Origin of the sequence: Streptomyces sp. V4I2 (genome assembly GCF_030817655.1) — a bacterium.
Taxonomy (GTDB): Bacteria; Actinomycetota; Actinomycetes; order Streptomycetales; family Streptomycetaceae; genus Streptomyces; species Streptomyces plumbiresistens.
Window position 1 is genome coordinate 278461 of the sequence record NZ_JAUSZM010000004.1, and the last position, 22228, is coordinate 300688.

Below are 22228 nucleotides of genomic sequence, written 5' to 3' on the forward strand. Positions count from 1 at the left end.
GCTCGCCGCTCCTCCGGGGCATTTGCCCTCGCGCCGATCTCAGGGCATCTCTTCTTGCCGCCGGGTTACCGGCCCAGGGCGCCAAGATCACGGGCGCCCGCTGGGCGGGCTGCCTCTGCGGAGGGTCTCCGGGGTCGGTATCGTGGAAATGTGAGCGATTCGCCCAAATGGGTTGGCTCGGATTATGGGATGTCAAAATCGCGGAGATCAGAAGCTGGCTGAAGCGTTGGTGCTGGTTGGCCGCGGCGTGTTGAGCCCGAGCGTCATCGTGGACGTCCTAAGTACAGAGCTCCACGAGGCCGCGGTGACCGCGAGCAATGACCAGGCCCGGCACTTCATTGGCGACGTCGGAGAGATCGCACTGCGCATTGCCTTGGAGACCGACGGGCACCAGGTGGTTCAGGCGGCAGACAGACACGCGTCGCGGCCGGACCGGCAGCACTCTGTCGATCTCGTCACCCGATTCGGCGTTGATTTCATTCACGAAGTGAAGACCTTCGGCAGTCAGCGCCAAGGCGCGGTGTACGCCGCGAGACTCAACTATGAGGGGGTCCCAAGTCTCACCAAGCCGCTGTTGAGCAGGACCAAAGACGGGATCCGGCAGGGTTCCTCGGAATACATCGCTGCGCGCCTGGGAGAGGTCATCATCACCTCCGAGAACCCAGCACCCGGCATGGGCCATCAAGTGCTCGTCCATAAAATTGACCTCAGGGTCATGAAGTACCAGAGCTGGAGGGTCGAGAGCACCGGCAAGATCGGTGATCCGACTGGTCGGCCGAAGGACTGCCTGGACGAGGTCACCACGGCGATGCTGGCACTGGCGGAACAGGACGGAATGGGCCTGGAACAATGACCACCTCCCGGGAGCCGCATCAACGGCAGCAGAACGCCTCGCCGTGGACCGGAATCGACAGAGCGGTCGAGCGTGGAAAGTTGCACTCCTTTCCCCCGGGTGATCCCGGCGCCGCCGGTGTCCTCTTCCCACACCTGCCGCGGGCGTGGATTGATTGGGTGCGCCGCTACGGCGCTCTTGCCAGCGGCGATAAGCGCAGGTACCTCCTCGGCAGCCCCAGGGACGGGCCTGCGGACCTCGACGCCGTCCGCACCACCCGCGTGCTGCGCCTGCTGAACCGGCTCCCCCCCGATCTGCTGCCGATCGAGCTGCTTCCGGAACGCCAGGTCGCCTGCGTGATCGCTACCGACGAGCGCGCACCGGTCGTCCTGCTCGACCTGGACAACATCGATGCCGGCCTCGTTCCGTGGGCACCGACTCTGACAGACTTCGTCTACGAGTGGTATAGCGACCTCTCCTCCATTGCCGCGGTGCTGCGTCACCTGGAGAAGCAGGAGCGGGCCGTGCGGGAAGGCCGTCGGGCCAAGGACCAGCTCGATCGGCCCGGCGATTGGACGATCACGCGTCTGTGCAGCGAGGACGTCGTCCTGGCTGTGCTGCGCACCCGCCACAATCGGGTGCACAACCGGCAGGACATCTCGGAGTTCGCTACCGCCGCCCTCACTTCCTTCGCCCCCGGGGCGAGCGTCCGGGCGGCGCTATGCGCCGTGCTGTCCGACGCCTATCGTGCGGGAGGCCCGCTGGCTGCCGCCTTCGGTGAGCAAGGCGACGGTCAGATCCCGGGCTCCTTGCGGAGGTGGGCTGCTGCCAGGGGGATCCACCTTCCGAGGCGAGGCGGATGGGACGCCGGCACCGGTGAGCGCCTGTACGCCCTGGCCACCGACCTCACCTCCGCGACTCGTGGGCTTTTGCCGCTGGACGGTTTGTCGACCGGGGCGGTGTGTTTCGCCGTGGCGTCCGGCATGTGGCAGCCCCTGGCGGTGGAGGCGCTGATGCGCTGGAGCCCTCATCCCGAGCGGATTCTGACCGGCGCCATTGGCGTGACCAATCGGCTGTCCTGGATGGTTGACCAGCAAGTATCCCGGACGGCACTGACCGTCGCCGCGATGAAGCGGCGGATTGAGCGGGCTGACCAGCGTTCGGCCAGTGACGACGACGACACCGCAATGCCTGTCGAGGCCGTCTTCCTGGACCCGATCGCTGGCGCTGACGCCTGCTTGTCCGGGGTGTCGCTCACCGTGCCGGAAGGCTACGGGGCCCGCCTCGGCTGGGCCGTACTGGCTGGCGCGGAGCCAGTTGCCCGGAGCGTCACCGTGCACGTGCTCGCGGTCGAGAATGACCTCTTGCCGACGCAGCTGCCAGCACTGGCGGAGCGGCTTCCCGCAGGCCGTCTGATCGTCGTTCCCGCGGACGCCAACAGCTCCACAGACCTCGCCGTCACCGAGGCTCTGGACGCGGCAGGAGCGGTCGGCCTGACGGTGCTGGCTTCGCCGGACTACACCACCACGCTCGACAGCACCTGCGACGCGGCGGTCCTGAGAGCACGGACGGCGCGGACATGATCGCCGTGCTGCACGCGGTCGCCGAGGGGCCGTGGCCGGGCGATCCCGCGCCCGACGTGGATGGCTTCCGTGACGCCGTCGAGGTCCTGCTCGCCATGCGCCGTCGCGTCGATGCAGAGACCGCGAGCAACGACGACCTGCGCCGGTACCGTCTGGCCTCGGCGGCCGTCGAGCGCATCGCCCGCAAGCGGCCCCTGCGCTGCCTCGCGGTGGACGCCGACGCCCTCGCTGGCATCCTTGACGCGCCATGGACCGTCTACACGCCCGAGGAACTGCCTGACCAGCTGCGGGCCTGGCAGCCTCGCCTGAGCTCCGGAGCTGCCGTCGCAGGATTCGTGCGGGACGCGGCCGGACGGGGCGACGGCCTGGTCATCTCGATCCAGCCGATGGCGTCCGACCCTACGGAGGTAATGCTCACGGCGCCGGAAAGCGGACGCGTAACGCCTCACAGGCACCTGCAGCCCGACGTCGCTGACGCCATCGCGCGACGTCATGAAGAGCTGCCGCCCATGTACGCCGACGACAAGCGGCGCCATCAGCAGGCCGACGCCCTGTGCCGCCAGATCATCGACGGACTGCGCCACGGACGGGCCGTCCCCATCGGCATGGCAGCATCGCACGACGTCATTACCGAAGTGCTGCGAGACCTCCAGGGCCCCTCCACCCCATCCGGTTCGGTACGTCTGGTGCAGGTCGACGGCAGCGAAAGTGCCCCGTTCCCACTGGGACTGCCGCTCCGGCCTCCTGGCAGCGGGACACAGACCCTGCATCTGGGCCTCATGAGCGTGCGCCACATGGAACTCGACGCGTGCGTCAGCGGCTACTGGTTCCGCAACCGGCGGGTGTCAGTAGCCGATCGGACGCTCGCGGAGACCGAGGAGTTCTGCTACCGCGACACCCTGGCCCGACTCCCTGAGCTGATCGACTGCGGCATCGATGTGCTGGAAGTCGTCCACACCGGATTCGAGCCAGCCGTCATCGGCTTCTACCGGGCGGTCGCCGCGTACGTACAGACCCACCCGCTGGCCGTGATCCCCCGCTACGCCCGCCCCACGGGATACGTCCACGGCGTGACTTGGCTGGAGGAACTGTGAGCACCGTCTGGACCGTCACCTGCAAGGACTGCGGAAATCCCGTCCCTTACTCCGACGCAGCCCGCACGTCCGCGCTGGAGCGAGGTCACTCTCCCCCTGAACGCTGCGGGGCCTGCCGGGGCCAGCACCGGCGTGACACCTCCCGCCTTGGCGCGGCCTACCTCGACCTGGAGCCCGGCCGCCCGGTCCCGGTCACCGGTCTCAAAGCCGGGCGCCTGGGCCGTATCTCCCACCCCGAGCGGCCCCACACCGCGCAGACAACCGAGCCAGAGCCGGTCGGCGAGGACCAGTTCGGCATCAAGGACGAGCACGTGTGCACCCTGCTGGAAGGCCTGCGCACCCATCAGGTCGCCATCGTGGAGGCCGGCACCGGATCAGGAAAGTCGACCTTCCTGCCTTGGCGGCTGCTGGTCCCGCCCGAGCCGTTCCCGCGCGACCACCTCACACGCCACGGCCAGATCGTGGTCACGCAGCCCAGAATCGACGCCTCCACCGGGATCCCCGAGTACGTTGCGAACCGACTGCACGGCTCGCGGGCCGGCCCCGGCCTGGACATCGGCTACCGCAACAGCAAGGCGACCGACAAGACCGATGCGGCGAACAAGCTGGTCTATCTCACTGACGGCACGCTGGTGAACATGATCCGGCGGGGAGAAATGCACACCATCTCGACGGTGGTCATCGACGAAGCCCACGAGCGCAGCCTCAATATCGACCTCATCCTCGCCCTCCTGCGCCGCGAGATGCGCAACCTTCCGCACCTGCGGCTGCTCATAGTGTCAGCAACCCTGGACCCGCAGACCTTCACCGACTTCTTCGCACCGGACATCGACGTCCTGCGCTGCCCGATGCCGAGCAAGACACAGCACCCCGTCCACGAGCGGTGGCGGACCGAGGAGCCAATCCCGCTCCGCACCTGGCCCCGCCGGATGCCCGACGAAGTCGCGTCCCGCGCCGTAGAGGTCCTGCGGTGGATGGCGCACGGCCACCGCCCGGCCGACATCCCCGACTCAGTCCCGGCCTACCAGGGCGACGTGCTGTGCTTCCTGCCAGGCAAACGCCCAATCAACAACGCCATCGAGGAGATGCAGCGGCTTCTGGCAGAGGACGACGAAATGGCGCCCCTGCTACCGAAAATCGAGATCCTTCCGCTGCACTCCGAACTGCCAAACCGGGAACGACGGCGTCCGCTGGACCCCAAATCGCGCCCACAGAGAGTGACCTGGCGCGTAGTCGTCGCCACGAACCTCGCCGAGACGTCCCTGACCATCGACGGCGTCCGGCACGTCGTCGACTCAGGACTCAACAACCTCACCTCCTGGGACCCAGTCACCGCCAGCGCCGAGATGCGTCCCGCACCACACTCGCAGGCCGGGCTGCTGCAGCGCCGCGGCCGAGCCGGACGCAACGCGCCCGGCGTGTGGCACTGCCTGTTCACCCACGAGCAGTTCAACGACCTCGACTACGCAACCGAACCAGAAATCAGCCGGTCGCCGCTGACCGCTGTCATCCTCAACGCCGCCACCGCTGGTGTCTCCGACCCACAGTCGCTCCGCTGGCTGCCCCCTGGCCCTGTGCCCGTCGAACTTGCGCGCGCCCGAGCCGACCTGCTCAAGCTGGGCGCGATAACCGACACCGGTGACCCCACGACCTTCGGCCGCGAGATCAACTCCGCGCGCGGCGAGTTCTCCGACAGCACGATCCTCATCAACGCCGATACGGCCGGCTGCCTGGTAGAAGCAGCAACAGTCCTCGCACTGAAAGCCCCTAACCTCAGGGGCCGCTCGCTACTGCGCTGGGAAACCAGATGGCCGGCCCCCGCGAAGATCCACGTCGACGACATCCACCATGTCCTCCTCGACGGCTGCGCCGACGACGTCGAAGTGGTCTGCCGGGTGGTCTCCTACTGGGAAAATCAGCCGCCCCAGGAACGGCACGCATGGTGCGAACGGCACTACGTCGACCACGACTTCCTCACCGACCTGCTCGCTCAACGGACAACAATGCTCACCGGAATGCAGTCGAAGACCAAGACCGAGCAGGTCAGGCCCATCGACCTGGTCCTGTTGCCGCGGCTGCGTGCCGTCATCGCCTGGTCCAATCCGAACGCGGTGTACGCCACGGCGCGAGACGACGAGGGCAAGCTCACCCTCGACCCGGTCGAGACGCCGCGCAGCGACCCGGAGCTGATCCAGGCCATGCACGACGGCGCCCGCCCCACCATCGATCCGCGATCCCACGCCTACCTCCAGCCGCCCGGCCACCTCGTGATGCTCGACCGCTCCCGCGGCACCCGGTGGACCAGCCCGCTCAGCGACCCCGAAACCGTGCAACAGGGCTCGATCTGTGCGGCCGTCGACCCAGCGCTGCTCAAACCGACCGGTTCCCTCCTCGGCATTCTCGTGGACGTGCTGCTGGGGGAACGGCACCCGGAGCCTGTCCACCTGCCCGGCGACCGCTACCTAGCCCGGCTCCACGGGGGTGCTGTCTGGCTACTGGAGTCCCTTGCGCCGCTGCCCGACGAGACAGTCACACTCGGCTCCGATGACGAGGAACTCCCGCCAGATAGCGACGAGATCCCCGTTGCCGCGGGGAGCGAATCCGACGAAGCCGACCTCAGCGCATTCCCCGAAGATGTCAACTTCCAGCCGCCTGCGCCACCCGAACCCCAGCCCGACGTCCCCGAGCTTCCTGCGGCCGAGCTGGCCGACTGGTACGACGGCGAAGGAACAATCGACGTGCGCGTGGCACAGGTACGCGACGACATCCTGGTCGTCGTGCCCGACCGGACCGAGGCCGAACTCGAAGCCCTGGAGGCGGCCCACCCCGTCGGCACCGACTTCCCGGTCACGGTCGAGGAAACGCGGACCTTCCCCCGCGATAGCCGGCCGCTGCTGCTGGTCCGCGACACCGTCACCGGCCAGCGCCTGGTCCTCGACGGTGGACGCCTGGGCACCGGGCTGCGGTTCACACAGACCCGCCAACTGCAGCCCAACACAGTCCTGGAGCTGACCGCGGAAGGCTACGACCACGAGCGGCTCATACCGCACCTCGGACAGACCGCGGCCACCATCAGCGCCCTGACGCACCTGGCCCTGCTCGGCGGCGCACCACGACGTCCCGTCGGAGCTGACGCCGACCTGGTCGACGCCCAAGAGGGCAAACTGTGGGTACAGATCGCCACCGAGGACTCCAGCCAGCCGGAACCTTCTACACCGCCCCCGCTCGTGTTCTGGGTCGACTCCGGCAGACTCCCCGACTTGCCCGACGCATTGGTCGTCGGGCGCACGATCCGAGCCCGCCTGTCCTGGGCGCGACATCCCACCGCATGGGCCGATGTCAAGGACATCGACATCAACTGGACGCAGTTTCCGCCCGGGCCCTGGGAACGGCGGGGCGACCGACTCGTGCTCACAGGGCCGCCGACAGTCGGGGACTGGCGCAAGATCATCGAATTCTGCAGTGCCCTGCCGGACCCAGCGGACGCCGCGCGACTACGCAGTTCCACCGCGTACGCCGCGCTGCGCATCCTCAGCCCGCGGGTCGAGGTGATCGACGAGGACGCCATCAAACGAATGGCGGAGGAAGGACAGACGGAGGCCCTAGTCACGGCAAGCGACGAGCGGGGCGTGACCGTGAAACTGCCGTCGGGCGGCACAAAGCGGGTAGCGGCCGGGCAACTTAGCTGGGACGGCTCGCAGCCGGGGTACGAAGTCGGCACCGTCGTACCGGCGTACATCACATCCGCCGACCCAACCAGCGGGGACATCCGCGTGGAACTCCGCGATCCTGCGGCGGATCCTTTCCTGACCATACGCGAGGGACAGATCGTCACAGGCACCGTCACGGGACGAGTCGGCCAGGCGGACCGGGACTTCCTCGTCGAGGTAGCCGGGACTGGCATCAAGGGGCATTTGAGGGGCAACAACGCACCTGGTGTCGAAGTGGGCGAGGTCCTGCACGCTCGGGTTACGACTGTCCGGACGGAGAGTCGCTCTGTGTATCTGAGTTGCTGGTTGTTCGACCGGACGGTCCCGCTCCCCCGAGAGGCGGAAGAGCTTTGGAACGACAACGGAAAGCGCGACTCGCGACCGCTCACCCAGTTCCTTCCGGACAGGGTCCATATTCAAGTCCGCGATGGGGACGAGCCGCAGGCGCGCATCTATGCCAACGACGAAAGCGCCGGCCAACGCGCCTGCGAGTCCATTCAACGCGTATTCGCCGGAATCGTCCGACACATCGCGGTACCCGACTTTGCCCCGCTTACGGAGAACCAGGCTGAGCTGATACGACGGTTCGCCCCCCACGCCGCGCTGGCCACACGTCGTGTCCGGATCAACGGCAAGGCGGTCTGTGTCGCCGTCGTCGCGGCGGACAGCGACGACACCGTCACCCGGGTAGAGGCAAGCCTGCGCGCGGCCTATCCATCGCAATGGGTGTCGGAGCCCTTCAGACGAAGAGGAGAAGAGTGGAAGGCCGCAATGGCCGCGGTGAAGCAGAGTGGCCTTGGCGTCTGGGTCACCAGCGAACGGGTCGAGTCGGAGAGCCGACCTCCATGGTTCCGCGTCGTCCTCACCGGTGACGCCGATAGGGTTAATAAGGCTCTAGCCATCATGCGCGACCACCTTGAGCTGCCGTCGGTCGGCAGCTGGCGCGAGGACGAGCAAATCTGCATTCTGGAAAGGTCCCAAGGCGCTTGATCGCTGTCTTCAGTGATGAGGATCTGCGAATTTCCAGCAGCGCGGATTCTCGCCTCAGGTTGTTGGATCTTGAATGGTCTGAGGAGGGTCGGGAGCGGGGAGTGGAGAGCCGGTTGCAGGGTGGTCACATAGGATCGCCGCTCATCTGAAGCTGGGGCTCTTTGCAGGGAGACGTCGTGAGCTTTGATCTTGGGGTGTGGTTCGAGGAGGTCCGCCCCTCGCGTGCCGCCGCGTCGGAGACGTACCGGCGTCTGTGCGCGGGCGAGTCTGCGGCGGTCAGGCCGGCTGCGGCGGTGCCCGGGTTCTATGCGGCATTGGTCGCCGAGTTTCCCGAGGCCGAGGATGCGACGGACGAGTTGTCGCCGTGGTCGGCTGGCCTGGATGTCGGAGACGGCCATGTACTGATGCTGGTTTTGTAAGCGAGACTGGGCAACGTTTATCGCTGGTTTTGGGCAGCACTTAACGATCAGATCGCTCGGAAATATCGATGAGAGCCGACAACGCTGGCGCATGTCTGCCGTCGTTGGGTGACTTGTTCCGCCGTCGTCCGGCGGTGATCTTCGCTGATACGGTCCGATCATGCCGCGCCTGGTGGAAGTCCCTGGGTACGTACGTTTTTTGACCGCCTCGGCTGTGTCTGCGTTCGGTTCGCAGGTCACGGGGCTGGCGTTGCAGATCCTTACCGCCGTGGCGCTGAGCGCATCCGCCACGGAGGTTGGCATCGTCAATGCCGCCCGCTGGGTTCCGTATCTGCTCTTCGGGCTCATAGCCGGGGTCGTCGTGGACCGCTGGCGGCGCAAGCCGATGATGGTCGCCACGGACCTCGGCAGGGCAGTCCTGCTCGGTGCGATACCGGTGCTGTATGCGCTGGATCGGCTCAGTATCCCCGCGCTGTGCCTGTTCGTCTTCGTATTCGGGGTGCTGTCTTTGCTGTTCGAGGCGGCGAATCAGTCGTATGTGCCACAGCTGGTACCAAAAGAGCTGCTCAACGCGGGATACGCGCGCGTGCAACAGGCCGACGCGGTGGCCGGCTCGACCGGCCCTCTGATCGCCGGGGTACTGATCAAAATTATGGGAGCGCCGCTTGCCGTGCTGGTGGACGCCCTCACCTATCTGATGTCCGGCCTTCTGCTCGCCTCGGTGAAGGCACCCGACCCCGTCCCTGATCGAGGCGCACGGCGCAGCCTGGGCAGCGAGCTGCGCGAGGGCGTGGCATGGGTCTACCGGCATCGCACGCTGGCGTCCATCGCCCTGACCTCGCACGCGATGCTCCTCTTCAACAGCATGGTGAGCACGGTCTTCGTGGTCTTCGCCCTGCAGAGCCTCAAGATCGGGGAATTCGGTCTGGGGGTCACCTACGCCTGCGCGAGTGTCGGCGTGATACTCGGCGGTGCGCTCTCCGGTCGCGTGGCCAGAAGACTGGACGTGGGCGCCACTCTGATCGCCTTCCGCCTGCTCGCCGCCGTCGGCTGGCTGCCTCTGGTCCTGGCCGAGCGCGGACCGTGGGCGCTCGCCTCCGTATCGCTCGGCTTCTTCCTCGTGTCCCTGGCCATCGGCGTCGAAAGTCCGGTGGAGATGAGCTACCGCCAGGCGGTGACACCCGACCGGCTGCGCGGGCGGATGAACGCGACGATCCGCTCGATGAACTGGGGAATGGTAGCGGTGGGGGCACCACTTGGCGGAGTACTCGCCGACCAGGTCAGCTATCGCTTCGCCCTGTGGATCGGACTGTCCGGAGCAGTCATCCAGGCACTTGTGCTGACGTTTTCTCCCACCCGGAGGGCCCGTACTGCCGACGAACTCGATCCCTCGGCAGCTGACCTGACACGGCACGGCGCAGAAGCCGCTGCTGGAGAGAGCAAGGACTGATCAGCTCGTGGTGGCATTTTGGGCCTGGGCGGCCCTGGTGCTGGCGAGGCGGTAGGAGTCGCTGCCGGTCTCGATGATGTTCCCTCCGAAGGTCAGGCGGTCGACGATGGCCGCGCAGAGCCGCGGATCGGTGAAGGTCTTCGTCCACCCATCTGGGGCTGGCACATGTTCCTTTTCGAGGATCGCCGCTGCCACCGGCCCGTATCCATCTCCTGCGGTCCTCGTTGGTCTTCACGGTGGTGCTCGGATTCTCCAGGCGCTGCCTTGATCGGTCAGGTGCGAGGAAGGTGTGCCGGTGACATCCCAGTTGCGGGTGATCGAGGGTGGTGCCGTCCTGCTGGAGCCGGTGACTGCCGATCCGTGGGAGTTCCAGGCCGAGTGTGTCGAGGCGTTCGTTGCCTCGTGGAGGGCCCGCGGGTTCAGCCCGGTGACAGTCGAGAATGACATTGGCCTGCTGGAACGGACGCTGAACGCGCTGGGCCGACCCGCGTGGGACGTCACTCCGGAGGACATCGATCGCGTCGTCGGTGACTTGGCCCTCGCGGGGCGGGCGGCTTCGACCCGGCGCGAGTATGTGCAGATCTTCAAGGGTTTCCATCGGTTCCTGCAGGTCCGCAAGGCCGTTGAGATTGAAGCGGGGTTCGGCGTCCGTCTGGTCTGCCCGGTGGACGAGTTCAACGCCTCACGGCATGTCGGGGACGACTCCCCGGCTCAATTGCCGCCGCCGACCCCGGAACGGGTGGCGGAGTTCTTCGATTTCCTCAAGGCCCGGATCGCCACTGCCCGCAAGTACGGGCCCGCGGCCCGGGACTATGCAATGTTCCGGACCCTGTATCACGCCGGCCTGCGCTCGGAAGAAGCCTCCCTGCTGGAGCGTCCCGACGTCCACTTCTCGCGGGGCCCGTTCGGAAAACTCCACGTACGTTTTGGCAAAGGCGCCCGCACTTCCGGCCCCAGGCCGCGCTGGGTGCCCATGCTGGACGGCCTCGACCTCGTCCTGCACTGGTTCCTCGACGACGTGCGGGGCAAGTTCCCCAACTCGCCGGTGCTGTTCGCGGACGAGTCCGGCGGCAGCCTGCACCGCGGGACGATCCGCAACCGCCTGCGCTATCTGATGGAACTCGAAGGACGTCCGGCCACCGACCGGTTCAGCCCGCATGCCCTGCGGCGGGCCTGCGCGACCCACAACTACGAACGCGGTGTGGACCTCGTGGCGATCCAGCAACTCCTCGGTCACTGGACGGTCAGCTCGACCATGCGATACGTCCGGCCGTCCGCGACGTTCATCGAGGACGCCTATCGCCGCGCGGTGACCACCACGCTGAGCGAACTCACCGCCGAGGAAGGCAGCCCCGCATGAAGATCCGATGGCGCCTGCGGATGGCCGCCGCCCAGCGCGAGGTCTGGACCGGCACCCAACTGCAGCGGCTCCTGGCCGAACGTGCCGGCCTGCAGATGTCCTCCGCGTCGGTGTCCGCGCTGTTCACCAAGGAGCCCTCCCAGGTGAAGATGTCCACCCTGATCGCCTTGTGCACCGCACTGGAATGCACTCCCAACGACCTGTTCGAGGTCGACACCACCCCCGTCGAGCGTCCTGCCGCCCCACCGCGGCCAGCCGCTGACCTGCCCAAGGCGGTCTCAGCCCGCGGCCGTTCGATGCCGCCGCTCTGACCCGGGTGGCATCGTGGGCATCAAACAGAGCGACTGCGTCGGCTGCGGAGCCCCGGTCGGCATCATCGACCGGCAGTACTGCTGTCGCTGCACCGCCCGGCAGAAGGAAGCGGCGGCCCAGGCCGCGTGCCCCCGCTGCGGCCAGCAGCGTGTCCTCCAGGAAGACACCGGCCGGTGCATCACCTGCTCACGCGTATGCACCACCTGCGGCCATCCGGTCAGAGACAAAACAGCGACGTTGTGCCGGGACTGCTCGCGCAAGACGGAACGCGACGCCGCCAAGGCGCCCTGTCCTCGGTGCAGTCGGCCCGGCTATCTGCGCGAGGACACCGGCTGGTGCGGGCACTGCTCGCGTCCCCGCCAGACCAAGCAGCCGCCCCGGCCCTGCCGCGAATGCGGCCGCGTGCGACGGCATGCCGGGCTGGGACTGTGCTCAGCCTGCTGGCAGCGTCACCCCGACCGGCCCTTCATCCGGGCCGAGAACCTGATCGCTGAACTTGCCGAACCCCCGGACTGGCTGCGGGACTTCACCGCCGACCTCGCTGCCAAGTACTGCGTCAGCCGCGCATGCACGATGATCACCTCCCTGGGACGACTTCTCCTGGACGAGCAACTCAACCACCCGCAGGCTCTGCTCGAACGCTCCCGTCGTTCGGGACGCTCGATGGGCTCCCTCGCCCGCGCGCTGGAAACCTTCTTCACCGGTCACGGCATGGCCATGGCCACCGATCAGGCCAAACGGCTCGCGGCCGGCCGCCGACAGCGCCGCATCGATGCCGTCCCCGAGACCCTGAGGCCAACGGTGGACGCATTCGCCGACTTCATGATGCGCTCGCGGGAGAGGGCCCGCCGTGCCGGAACACGACCTCGCAGCGACGGAACCATCGAGGCGGCACTGGCCATCATGCGTGACCTCGCCCGCTTCCTCGCCGGTGAGCGTGGAAAGCAGGACTGGGCGCTGACCGATGTCCACGACATCGAAGCCTTCCTCGCCGGCTCGCCCCAGGCCCGGAAACGTCGGCTGGTCGTGCTCGGGCAGTTCTTCCGTTTCGCGCGTTCCCGGAAGATCGTGCTCGTCGATCCCTCCCGCGGTCTGGCCTCCCAAGGGCCGAGCGGCTTCACCGGAGCGACGCTGACACTCGACCAGCAGCGCGTTCTGTTCCGTCGCTGGACCACTGGTCCGGCTGTCCACCCGCACGAGGCTTTGCTGGGCATGCTCGCGCTGTTGCACGGCGCCTCAAGCCGCGAGGTCAAGATGCTGCAGACCGCTGACCTCGACCCTCACGCCCGGACTACCCGGCTCGGCGACCGTCCGCATCCGGTTCCCTTGGATCCGGCGTCGTGGGCAGTGTTGGAACGCTGTCTGGCTCATCGCGAAGCCCAGCGGACAGACAATCCCCACGTCATGGTCACCCGCCAGACGAAGTCCGGCCGGGGCCCGGCGTCCACCGCCTATGTCAGTCACGTCCTCGACGCCTGCGGCTTCCCGCCCCGAATGATCCGCTGCACTCGACTGCTTGACCTGGTCAACACCATGGACCCCAAACTCGTCGCCGCCGCATTCGGCATGGACCCCGAGGCCACCATGATCTATCTGTCTGATCGCGTCGACGAGACCCGCTTGTCAGAGTGGGAGACGACCAAGGACTGACCTCTGGTCAGAGTTCGTAGGGGTAGAGAGCGATCTTCTCGCGCTCGATGAAGAGCTCGACCCAGGTGCCGGCAACACCTTCGGGCAGCTGATCGGCAAGGTCCAACAGGATAGTTGTGCCGTCCAGGTCCAGCAGGGCGGCACCATCCTCTGTGAGGCTCAACCGGCCCCGCATCACAACGCAATGCCCGCCAGTCCGGAGCCTAGGACCGATACCGGCAGCTGGCTTGGCGTTCCGCCCCCAGACGATGTCCTCGTCGATGGTCCACTCGACGTGGTACTCACCAGGCTCTGCGGCCCGGTCCCCGCACCACCGGACTGCCGTGTGACCGAACGAGGTTCGGACATCGGCCAGCCAGGAGGTTCCGGGAAACCTCGCGACCTTCACCAGTTCGATCAGCACGGGTCGATCATGCAGTATCCGAGGCGCCACCGGAACCTGTGAAGTTTCGGCGCTGCCTGGCACAGGTTCGCCGGAACATGTGCGCTTTTCCGAACGTCTCGTTCGAGGCGATGGCGACGCTGTTCTTCTCCTCCCGCTCGGTCAGCACCTGGATCTGGCTACGACGTCGCGTAGTCCCCGTGCAGCGCCGCGCTTATCTGGCGTCGTTGGACGTTCTTGCAGTTCAGGAGGGTGGTGCGGGGTGTCAGGCACGTGAGACATGTATGGGAGTGTCAGGCCGGGGCTGTGTAGTTCATGGGCCCTAGCCTGACGCTGTTGTGGTCGGGCGTGGGTTTAGGTGAGGTGGTCCAGGAGTCGGGCGATGATGGCGCGGACGATGCCGGAGACGGCACCGCGCAGGGCTGCTCCGGCCAGGGCGAGGCGCTCGCTGCGGGTGAGGCGCGTGCGGGGCATGAGGTCCTCCACAGGGAGTGTGGTGGGTGGATGGGGCAGCCGGCCGGCTTGCTGTCCACCCTGAGACCCCTGTGGAGCCCGTCTCCGAGTTGCGACGGGTCGTCAATGGGCGGGCCATTTACCGCTGTTCAGGCCGTCGCGGGGTGCGGGTTCGGGGACGATGGTGCGATGAGTGGCGACATGGGGGGCGGCCAGCCGGACCCGAAGGACAATCCGAAGCGCCTGCCGCGGCCGCGGCTGCTGACGCGGGCGCGGGTGGGATGGCCGCCGGCGCTGCGCGAGCTCAAGGACCTGCTGTACGAGGTGTATCTGGAGGCGGGCGCCCCGAGCCTGGATGACATCACCGGGGACATCGCCGCCGATGACGATCTGCCGGGGGCACCGAGCCGGGACACCATCAGTCGTGTCATCACCGACAGCGAACGGCCCAAACAGCAGTCTGATGTGGTGGCCGTGGCCACCGTGCTGGCCCGCCGCGCCGCGTGGGATGCACCGGATCTGGCTCGCCGGGTGCGGGAGCTATGGGTGCGGGCCCGGATGGCGCAAGGCGCGGGCCGCCCGATCAGCGACCTCCGCGACGACGTCCGGCTCGTTCTGGACAGAGGCCTGGGCATCCACCCAGCGCTGGACACCGAGGGTGCCCGCGACCGGTTCGGGATCTTGCCTGACTATGTCCCGCGGGACCACGACGCGCGCCTGAGGACGGTGGTCGATGCCGCCGTGGCCGGACACAGCGGTATCGCGGTCCTAGTCGGGGGATCGTCCACGGGTAAGACCCGTGCCCTGTGGGAGGCGGTCGCCACGTTGCCGGACGGCTGGCGGCTGTGGCATCCCCTCACCCCCACTGCCCCTGATGCGGCCCTGGCCGCACTGCCGGACATTGCCCCGAAGACGGTGGTGTGGCTCAACGAGGCCCAGCACTACCTGGCCCCGGACCCGCTCGGTGAGCAGGTCGCGGCGGGCCTGCGGAAACTGCTCACCGATCCGTCACGGGCCCCGGTACTGATTCTGGGCACTCTGTGGCTCGAACACTGGGACACCCTGACCACCCGCGACCGGCATCCCGGTGCCCGCGCGCTCCTGGGCGGGCACAAGATCGATGTGCCGAAGGCCTTCACCCCGGCCGACCTGGCCGCATTGGACGCCACCGGCGATGCCGACCCCCGCCTCACGCACGCCGCCCAGCACGCATGCGATGCGCAGGTCACCCAGTACCTGGCCGGCGTGCCCTACCTGATAGACCGCTACCACGCTGCCGAGGGCGCCACTCTGGCCCTCACTCATGCCGCGATGGACGCCCGCCGCCTGGGCGCTGGCCTTCACATCCCGCTGGACTGGCTCGCCGACGCCGCCCCCGGCTACCTCACCGACACCGAGTACCACATGCTCGACGGCGACTGGCTGAGCAAGGCCCTCGCCTACGTCATCACGCCCTGCAACGGCATCCCCGGCATCCTGACCGCTGTCACCACCAGCCGCCCTCGCAACCAGCGCACCAGCCGTCGGCCCGCCGCAAGTAGCGTCCTGGCCGACCGACGCGCTCCCAGTCAGCAGGGACCGCGCTACCTGCTGGCCGACTACCTCGACCAGCACGGCCGCCGCCACCGTGCCGAGAAAATCCCGCCCATCGACTTCTGGAGCGCAGCTTCCACCCACGCGCACCCCGCCGACCTGACCACAATCGCTCGCGCTGCCTGGGCCCGCGGCCTGTACCGCGACGCCACCCAACTCCACAAACGCGCCACCACGCAGGGTGACTCCAACGCAGCATCCACCCTCGTCTACCACCTCCACACCCTGCACCCCGCAGACCACCGTCCCGCGGCATGGGCCGCTGCGCACGTTGCCCTTGACAACCCATATGCCGTCATCCGGCTGCTAGTCGAGCTGCGGGAGGCTGGGGCGCACGAGCAGATCAGGGTCTTGGCTGAGCGGGCCGCCGCTCAGGTCGCTCTCGATGACTCGCGAGCCGTGGCCCGGCTGCTGGAAGGGATGAGAGAAGCCGGGGCGCACGAGCAGATCAGGGTCTTGGCTGAGCGGGCCGCCGCTCAGGTCGCTCTCGATGACTCGCAAGGCGTGGTCCGGCTGCTGGTCGAGCTGCGGGAGGCTGGGGCGCACGAGCAGATCAGGGTCTTGGCTGAGCGGGCCGCCGCTCAGGTCGCTCTCGATGATCCGGCCGCTGTGGCCGAAATTCTGGAGGGGCTGCAAGTCGTCGTAGCCGGGGAGCAGATCGCGGCCTTGCTGGCTCGTGGCCCCGCCGCGCACGTCGTTCTCGATGATCCGGCCGCCGTGGCTGAGATGTTGGAGGGACTGCAAGTCGTTGCAGCTAAGGAGCAGATCACTGCGTTGCTCGCTCGTGATCCCGCCGCGAACGTCCTCTGCCACAACCCACGCCCTTTAGGCCGGCTGCTGGAAGCGTTGCATGAGGTTGGGGCGCAGGAGCAGGTCACGGTCTTGGCTGAGCGGGCCGCCACGGATGTCCTCCTTGATGACCCAGGCGACGTAGCCCGGCTGCTGGACGGGTTGTGGGAGGTTGGGGCGCAGGAGCAGGTCACGGTCTTGGCTGAGCGGGCTGCAGCGGGTGTCCTCCTTGATGACCCGGGTGACGTAACCCGATTGTTGGCCGAGCTGCATGAGGTTGGGGCGCAGGAGCAGGCCACGCTCCTGGCCGAGAGGGATGCCGCGCGCGACGCCCTCAACGAGTCGTACGCCGTGGCTGAGATTCTGAACGAACTACAGCAGGGCCAGACATGGGAGCAGATCGCTGCACTGCTGGACCGCGACCCCGCCGCACACGTCGTCCTTACGGACCTGTATGCCGTCGCATTACTACTGGAGGAACTGCGGGAGTTCGGGGCCCAGGCACAGGTCGCAGCCCTGATCGAAGGGGCTGCCGCTGACGAGGTTGTTGACGACGTGCGCGCTGTGGTCCGGCTACTCGAAGGGTTGCGGCAGGCTGGGGCACAGGAGCATGCCACGGCTCTGCCCGAGAGAGCCGCCTCGTGTCTCTTCTTCGGTGCCACCTACACGGTGGGCAACATCCTCGACCGGTTGCGGGAGGCTGGATTGCAGGAGCATGCCACGGCTCTGCCCGAGAGAGCCGCCTCGTGTCTCTTCTTCGGTGCCACCTACACGGTGGGCAACATCCTCGACCGGTTGCGGGAGGCTGGATTGCAGGAGCAGGTCGCTGCACTCCTGGACTGGAACCCCGCCGCGCAGGTCGTCCTTGAGCACCCGCACGCCGTGGCCCGGCTGCTGGACTGGCTCCGGGAGGGCGGGATGCATGAGCAAGTCGCTGCGTTCTTGGACCGCAATCCCGGCGCGCAGGTCGCCCTTGGCCACCCACAGGCCGTGACCAAGCTGCTGAACGCACTGCAGGGAGCTGGAGCGCACGAGCAGTGCACAGTCCTGACTGAACGGCTTCCAGCCGCAGGGCAATTCGACTTGTTCATTGACCTCGGAGGAAACCGGCAGGAGTTTCGATTCGGACGTGAGCCCAACGGGCTGGCCGCCCCTTCGTGGACGTGGGACGACCTGGAATGAACCAGCACGAGCTCCGGCGCCGGATGGCGGCCGCCGAGGGCGGCGGCCGGGTCGCGCTCGTCTTCCGCCGCAGACGGCCGCCTCGCCGCCGGTGACCCTCAACTGATGCGATTTCGTCGGGCGTTGAACGCTGCGGCCGGTGCCGCCGTGCTGCTCCTGACCATCCCGGGCTCCGCCTACGCGGTGACCGTCTACGACGAGATCCTCGCGTCCTGCAGCCCGGCTACGTCGGTGAGGGCGATTTGGCGAAGGGGTGCAGTGGCCGATCAATCACGTCTCATGCTTCCTGCGGCACGAGTAGTGCTCTGGTAGCCCTTCGGGTCCTTGGAGGCTCGCGGGCTGACCGCAGCCGAAGCGGCAGAGCGGGATCGGTTGACCTGAGGCGTCGAGCGCAATCCTGACAGCCTCGGTTTCCGGAGGGCGGGACTCGAGGACGATCGAGCGGCTGCCCCGTTTCTGCTTCGGCTCAGCCCGGACCTCCGAGGCCGGACGGTCCTCGGTGCACCTGTCGCGCCGGTCCCCTTGGCGTACGGATGGCTGGCGCTCTTTGGTGTCCGGGGCGGGCCCGTTCGCCTCCATGTACTGCTGCCACTGCTGTGCGGGGAGCCAGCCGTGGTGGCCGCCGCGCTGGAAAGGGATCCGCTCGCCGGCCGCAGCTTCCACGATGAAACGGGTGAGGGTCAGGCTGCCTTCTCCGGTGAAGGTGCTCGACTGATGGGCAGGTACGAGGACGCGGTGCCAGCCCCCGCAGTACCCGGTGTCAGTGGGGTTCTCCGGGTCGTAGGGCTTCTCCGGGCACCGGGTGAGTGCGCCGTTCTGACTGCACTGACCCTCCTCCAGGACGAAGTTGCCGTCCTGGACCGCAATGGGGTTCTTCTGCACGCGGATGACGGAGGCCGGCAGGTTGGGCGTGCGGACGTAGGGGACGGTGCCGATGCCAGCGTGGTCGGGGTCGGCGAAGTCCCAGACCGATTGGATACCGCCGCGGCGCCTGAACCTCTCCCGTGTCCGCATTCCGCGGGCTGTCTGGGCGCTCAGTTGAGGCTCGTAGCCCAGGACTATGCCGTTGGCGCCGCTTATGCGTACATCGAGGCGCGCGTGCCCGTCTGGGGTCTGCGACTCGATGTCGGCGTGGAAGCCGTGATCTTCGGAGTCCTTCGCGACGCGTTCTTTGCGGGCGAGGTGCTCGTCGGACTCGTGGCTGATGGGCTTCTCCCCTGGTTTCCGGTAGTGGGAGGCAAGCCATACGCCGTCACGCTGGACGAGGTACATGGGGACGCGCCGGCTGCGGAGGTCTCGGCAGTCGGGGCAGATGAGGCCGCGCTCTTCGACGGGGACACGTCCTCGCATGCGTAGGAGCACGTTCAGGAGGTCTTGGCCATGCGGGACGCCGAGGTCGGGGCGGTCCAGGTCGAGGTTGCGGCCGGCCGGTTCGTAGTAGACGGGGTTACGGAAGAGGTCCTCGTCGCTGTCGATCGGAAGGTCGTCGTCCATCGGCGCTCCCCGTATCCGCCACGTGCAGGGACCTACAACGCTACGGGGAGGGTCCGACAATCGCGACTGAACTGCGGAAACAGGGCACACTGAGGGACGCTCACCCTGCAAGCAGCATCACAGCACCAGCCCATCCAGTAGACGGCTCGCCACATCGACACCGAAGCCAGGGAATGCTGCCTGTCCAACCGCCCATACGGCGAGACAGCCGTCGGCCGACTGGCCGGCCAGGGCCCCGCGCGCCACGGGAAGTGGTGCCTGACGTCTCGTCCTGGAGATGGAAAGCCCCGATCGACCGGCACCTGACCGCCCTGCCCTCCATCCTGGACACATGACGTCCAGCGACCTCACCCCGGCACACGCGCAGCCATCGATTACAACGGTGACGCGGCACGACATCTTCAACTACCTGCGCGAGATATCGAGCCCCTGGTGGGGGAAACTGGACGAAGTCACGTTCCTGGAGCACCTCTACGACCTGGACCAACCTCCCCCCGAGAACAGTCGGTTCCCGACTGTCCGCGCCGACATCCAGCAGCACCGGCTTAACAACTACGACCTGGACGACGACTGGATCTTCGAGGACCCTCGGTTGGAGCTCTCCGACGGACCAGACGAGGTGCTGCTCGCCTTCCTGGCACGAACCGTCCATCCCGAGGTCGCGGTCGAAGTCGAGGCGACGATGAAACAGGTCGAGGAGCTGAACCGGCTGCTGGCACCGGACGGATGGGGCCTGCGTTCCTACGATTTCCTCTCCGGCCGCCCTATCTACACACCGGTCCGGCTTCCGCCCACGGGCCCGCTGGTCCCGCTGCCGCTGAACGACGACGACACGGGCAAGCTCGACCTGGTCCTCGGGCAGACCTACAGCCTCCTGGACTGCGCCGGCGAGGAGACCGCACGCGACCTGCTGCGCACAGCCGTCCTGACTCTCCGCCGCGACGGCGGCTTCTTCCACCCCATGCCGGGTGACGGTTGGACGGCCGACACCTACGAGGCGGTCCTGACACTGGAGCGCGAACTTCTGCCCACCTGCACCCCGGGAGCGAGGGAGGTGATCTGGCGAGCACTGCAGTCTGTGCTCACCCAGCTCGGGCGCATCGACGTCCAGGACCTCGTGGTCGAAGGCGATACCCGACCGCTGCCCAACACCCCACCGGACTGGCGGACCCACGCCGCTACGCCCGCCACGCCCATCGTCCGCGGCTTGCGACTCCCCTTCTCCAGCACAGAGTTCGATGTCACCAGCAGGGACTTCACCGACCTAGAGATCCGCGGTTCACAGGACAGCAGCGGGTTCCACTATCTCTATGACACCCGCGCACGCCGGATGATCACCGACTTCGTCCTCGACGACCGGCCTCAGGTAGCGACCTTGTGCAGCGTCACCATCATCAAGAAGGGCGACACCTTCACCCCGAGGATCAAGCTCTGGAAGAAGGACAAGAAGAAGGCCGGGGACGTCTCCGCCACACAGACAGTGCCTGAAGCCGGGACCACCCGGGCCGTCAAAGCACTCGTCGACACCGGGGACGTCCACGAGAACTTCTGGAAAGTCATCAACTTCCTCCAGGGCTGCACCGGCCTGAGCACACCCGGCGACTCCCCCCAGCTCGTGGCCGGCGACGAAACCCAACTGGCCCAGCTGCTGACCGGCCAGGACCGGACGACAGTGCTCGGTGCGGTCAGGACAGCCATCGGGAGCGGGCTCACAGAGGAGGACATCCGCCTGATCGGCAACCGCAAGGAACAGCTCCAGAGGTTCGAGCGGCTGCTGAACGATCCGGACTACTTCCAGCAGGAAGAGAGCCTGGCAACGACGCGCGGGGCGGAGGCCGTCTGGCAGGCCTTTTTCGAGACGAACCAGTGGATCTTCGGCTACGGACTCAACCTCATCGCCTGCGAATCCATCGACGACGGCAAACTGGAACGCATCACCACCGGCGCCAACATCTTCGGCGGAGCCGGGAAGCGCATCGACGCCATCATGCGTTCCAAAGGCCTGATCAGCAGCATGCTCTTCTGTGAAATCAAGACCCACGACACGGAGCTGCTCGCCAAGACCCCATACCGTGCAGGCGTCTACCAGGCATCGAAAGAACTCGGCGGCGGCGTGGCGCAGGTGCAGAAGACCGTCAGCAAGGCCCAGCAGCTCATCTCCCGCGAGTTCCTCACCCGCATCTACGACGACGACGGCACCCCGACCGACGTTGAACTGTCCACCACTCGGCCCCGGCAGGTCGTGGTGATCGGGAGCCTGCGCGAGTTCACCGATAACGGCGCCGTGAACCCGGAGAAGATCAACTCCTTCGAGCTGTACCGGACATCGATTCAGGACGTCGAGGTCATCACGTTCGACGAGCTCTACCAGCGGGCGTGCTTCATCGTCGAAGATCGCTAAGATTCCACCGCCGGTCAGGGTGGCCATCCGGCATGACCCGTCGCGCTGCCGCCGCAGTACGCCGCCCGCCTCTTCGACGCCCAGCAGTCCGGCGCCAGCGACCAGCGCCTGCAGGAGATCGCCGCCGAAGGACTCAAGGAGGTCTACTTCCAGGACAGCGGCCGCCGCGCCGGCAGACTGGAAGAGGTCCGCTTCACCGACATCGAGCACCTGGAGTTCGACCTGTAGGCCGCAGCCAAGGATCGCTGGTGAATGGACGGCACGCCTTCGGTCACCAAAGATTGGCAACACCCGCCGGGATGTTGCCCTTCGCCCGCCGCGTCGAAGAGGCGCGGCGCCGAGCGGCGCAGGAAGCCGCCGAACGCGAGACTCAGCGCCGGCAGCACGCCCAGCACCCGGCGCGGGCATGTCCATGCTCCGCCTCCCTTCTCACGTCTTGACCGCCTGGGGCCGTTGGCTTGTAGAGGCTCTTGATCCAGAAAAATCGCGGTCATCGGATCAGCATCCTGAAGGATCCGAGACAATGGTGACTGG

General features: G+C 67.2%; 13 protein-coding genes and 2 pseudogenes. 12 read left to right on the forward strand and 3 right to left on the reverse strand.

The annotated features are described in order from the left end of the window. Window positions 1-304: 304 nt before the first annotated feature. The 6 genes from QFZ76_RS51455 to QFZ76_RS51480 all read left to right on the forward strand — a co-directional run bounded on the left by QFZ76_RS51455 (window position 305) and on the right by QFZ76_RS51480 (window position 10078). Window positions 305-853 (forward strand): hypothetical protein, encoded by a 549-nt coding sequence (locus QFZ76_RS51455; protein ID WP_307680657.1) that lies wholly within the window; start codon window positions 305-307, stop codon window positions 851-853. Then, window positions 850-2415: a hypothetical protein gene (locus QFZ76_RS51460; RefSeq protein ID WP_307680658.1), complete on the forward strand. Its 1566-nt coding sequence runs from the start codon at window positions 850-852 to the stop codon at window positions 2413-2415. The genes QFZ76_RS51455 and QFZ76_RS51460 overlap by 4 nt, the downstream gene beginning before the upstream one ends. After that, window positions 2412-3509: a hypothetical protein gene (locus tag QFZ76_RS51465; protein WP_307680659.1), complete on the forward strand. Its 1098-nt coding sequence runs from the start codon at window positions 2412-2414 to the stop codon at window positions 3507-3509. The genes QFZ76_RS51460 and QFZ76_RS51465 overlap by 4 nt, the downstream gene beginning before the upstream one ends. After that, a complete protein-coding gene (locus QFZ76_RS51470; RefSeq protein ID WP_307680660.1) occupies window positions 3506-8209 on the forward strand; it encodes a helicase-related protein in 4704 nt (1567 codons plus the stop codon). Before QFZ76_RS51465 ends, QFZ76_RS51470 begins: the two co-directional genes overlap by 4 nt. Before the next feature lie 176 nt (window positions 8210-8385). Further along, on the forward strand, window positions 8386-8628 hold the full coding sequence (locus tag QFZ76_RS51475) for a hypothetical protein (RefSeq protein WP_307680661.1): 243 nt from the start codon (window positions 8386-8388) through the stop codon (window positions 8626-8628). A 160-nt stretch (window positions 8629-8788) separates the two neighbouring features. Beyond that, window positions 8789-10078: an MFS transporter gene (locus QFZ76_RS51480; RefSeq protein ID WP_307680662.1), complete on the forward strand. Its 1290-nt coding sequence runs from the start codon at window positions 8789-8791 to the stop codon at window positions 10076-10078. Here the strand turns inward: QFZ76_RS51480 and QFZ76_RS51485 are convergent. Continuing rightward, window positions 10079-10228 (reverse strand): annotated as a pseudogene (locus QFZ76_RS51485) (ATP-binding protein); the annotation flags it as partial. It abuts the gene before it with no gap. Window positions 10229-10373: 145 nt separating this feature from the next. Here QFZ76_RS51485 and QFZ76_RS51490 point away from each other — a divergent pair. The 3 genes from QFZ76_RS51490 to QFZ76_RS51500 are packed head-to-tail and all read left to right on the forward strand — an operon-like array spanning window position 10374 to window position 13400. Further along, window positions 10374-11438 (forward strand): tyrosine-type recombinase/integrase, encoded by a 1065-nt coding sequence (locus tag QFZ76_RS51490; RefSeq protein WP_307671953.1) that lies wholly within the window; start codon window positions 10374-10376, stop codon window positions 11436-11438. Then, window positions 11435-11749, forward strand: coding sequence for a helix-turn-helix transcriptional regulator (locus QFZ76_RS51495; RefSeq protein ID WP_307671954.1), 315 nt, complete (start codon window positions 11435-11437; stop codon window positions 11747-11749). Before QFZ76_RS51490 ends, QFZ76_RS51495 begins: the two co-directional genes overlap by 4 nt. 13 nt (window positions 11750-11762) lie before the next feature. Further along, window positions 11763-13400 (forward strand): integrase, encoded by a 1638-nt coding sequence (locus QFZ76_RS51500; RefSeq protein ID WP_307671955.1) that lies wholly within the window; start codon window positions 11763-11765, stop codon window positions 13398-13400. Between the two features lie 7 nt (window positions 13401-13407). On the opposite strand, the gene QFZ76_RS51505 is transcribed toward QFZ76_RS51500, so the two are convergent. Next, on the reverse strand, window positions 13408-13803 hold the full coding sequence (locus QFZ76_RS51505) for a hypothetical protein (protein WP_307671956.1): 396 nt from the start codon (window positions 13801-13803) through the stop codon (window positions 13408-13410). 621 nt (window positions 13804-14424) lie between these two features. On the opposite strand from QFZ76_RS51505, the gene QFZ76_RS51510 reads away from it, so the two are divergent. After that, complete coding sequence (locus tag QFZ76_RS51510) at window positions 14425-17799, forward strand: hypothetical protein (RefSeq protein ID WP_307680663.1); 3375 nt, start codon at window positions 14425-14427, stop codon at window positions 17797-17799. 270 nt (window positions 17800-18069) lie between these two features. Here QFZ76_RS51510 and QFZ76_RS51515 read toward each other — a convergent pair whose 3' ends face one another. After that, complete coding sequence (locus QFZ76_RS51515) at window positions 18070-19293, reverse strand: hypothetical protein (RefSeq protein WP_307680664.1); 1224 nt, start codon at window positions 19291-19293, stop codon at window positions 18070-18072. A gap of 331 nt (window positions 19294-19624) precedes the next feature. On the opposite strand from QFZ76_RS51515, the gene QFZ76_RS51520 reads away from it, so the two are divergent. Both QFZ76_RS51520 and QFZ76_RS51525 read left to right on the forward strand, forming a co-directional pair. Further along, window positions 19625-21694: a Shedu anti-phage system protein SduA domain-containing protein gene (locus QFZ76_RS51520; RefSeq protein WP_307680665.1), complete on the forward strand. Its 2070-nt coding sequence runs from the start codon at window positions 19625-19627 to the stop codon at window positions 21692-21694. Between the two features lie 39 nt (window positions 21695-21733). After that, window positions 21734-21922: pseudogene (locus QFZ76_RS51525) on the forward strand (XRE family transcriptional regulator); the annotation flags it as partial. Window positions 21923-22228 lie beyond the last annotated feature (306 nt).

What these genes read in the sequence shown, in the direction of transcription:
- QFZ76_RS51465 (WP_307680659.1), top strand. Translation starts at nt 2,412, where the DNA reads ATGATCGCCGTGCTGCACGCGGTCGCCGAGGGGCCGTGGCCGGGCGAT.
- QFZ76_RS51520 (WP_307680665.1), top strand. Translation starts at nt 19,625, where the DNA reads ATGACGTCCAGCGACCTCACCCCGGCACACGCGCAGCCATCGATTACA.
- QFZ76_RS51460 (WP_307680658.1), top strand. Translation starts at nt 850, where the DNA reads ATGACCACCTCCCGGGAGCCGCATCAACGGCAGCAGAACGCCTCGCCG.
- QFZ76_RS51480 (WP_307680662.1), top strand. Translation starts at nt 8,789, where the DNA reads ATGCCGCGCCTGGTGGAAGTCCCTGGGTACGTACGTTTTTTGACCGCC.
- QFZ76_RS51495 (WP_307671954.1), top strand. Translation starts at nt 11,435, where the DNA reads ATGAAGATCCGATGGCGCCTGCGGATGGCCGCCGCCCAGCGCGAGGTC.
- QFZ76_RS51515 (WP_307680664.1), bottom strand. Translation starts at nt 19,293, where the DNA reads ATGGACGACGACCTTCCGATCGACAGCGACGAGGACCTCTTCCGTAAC.
- QFZ76_RS51510 (WP_307680663.1), top strand. Translation starts at nt 14,425, where the DNA reads ATGAGTGGCGACATGGGGGGCGGCCAGCCGGACCCGAAGGACAATCCG.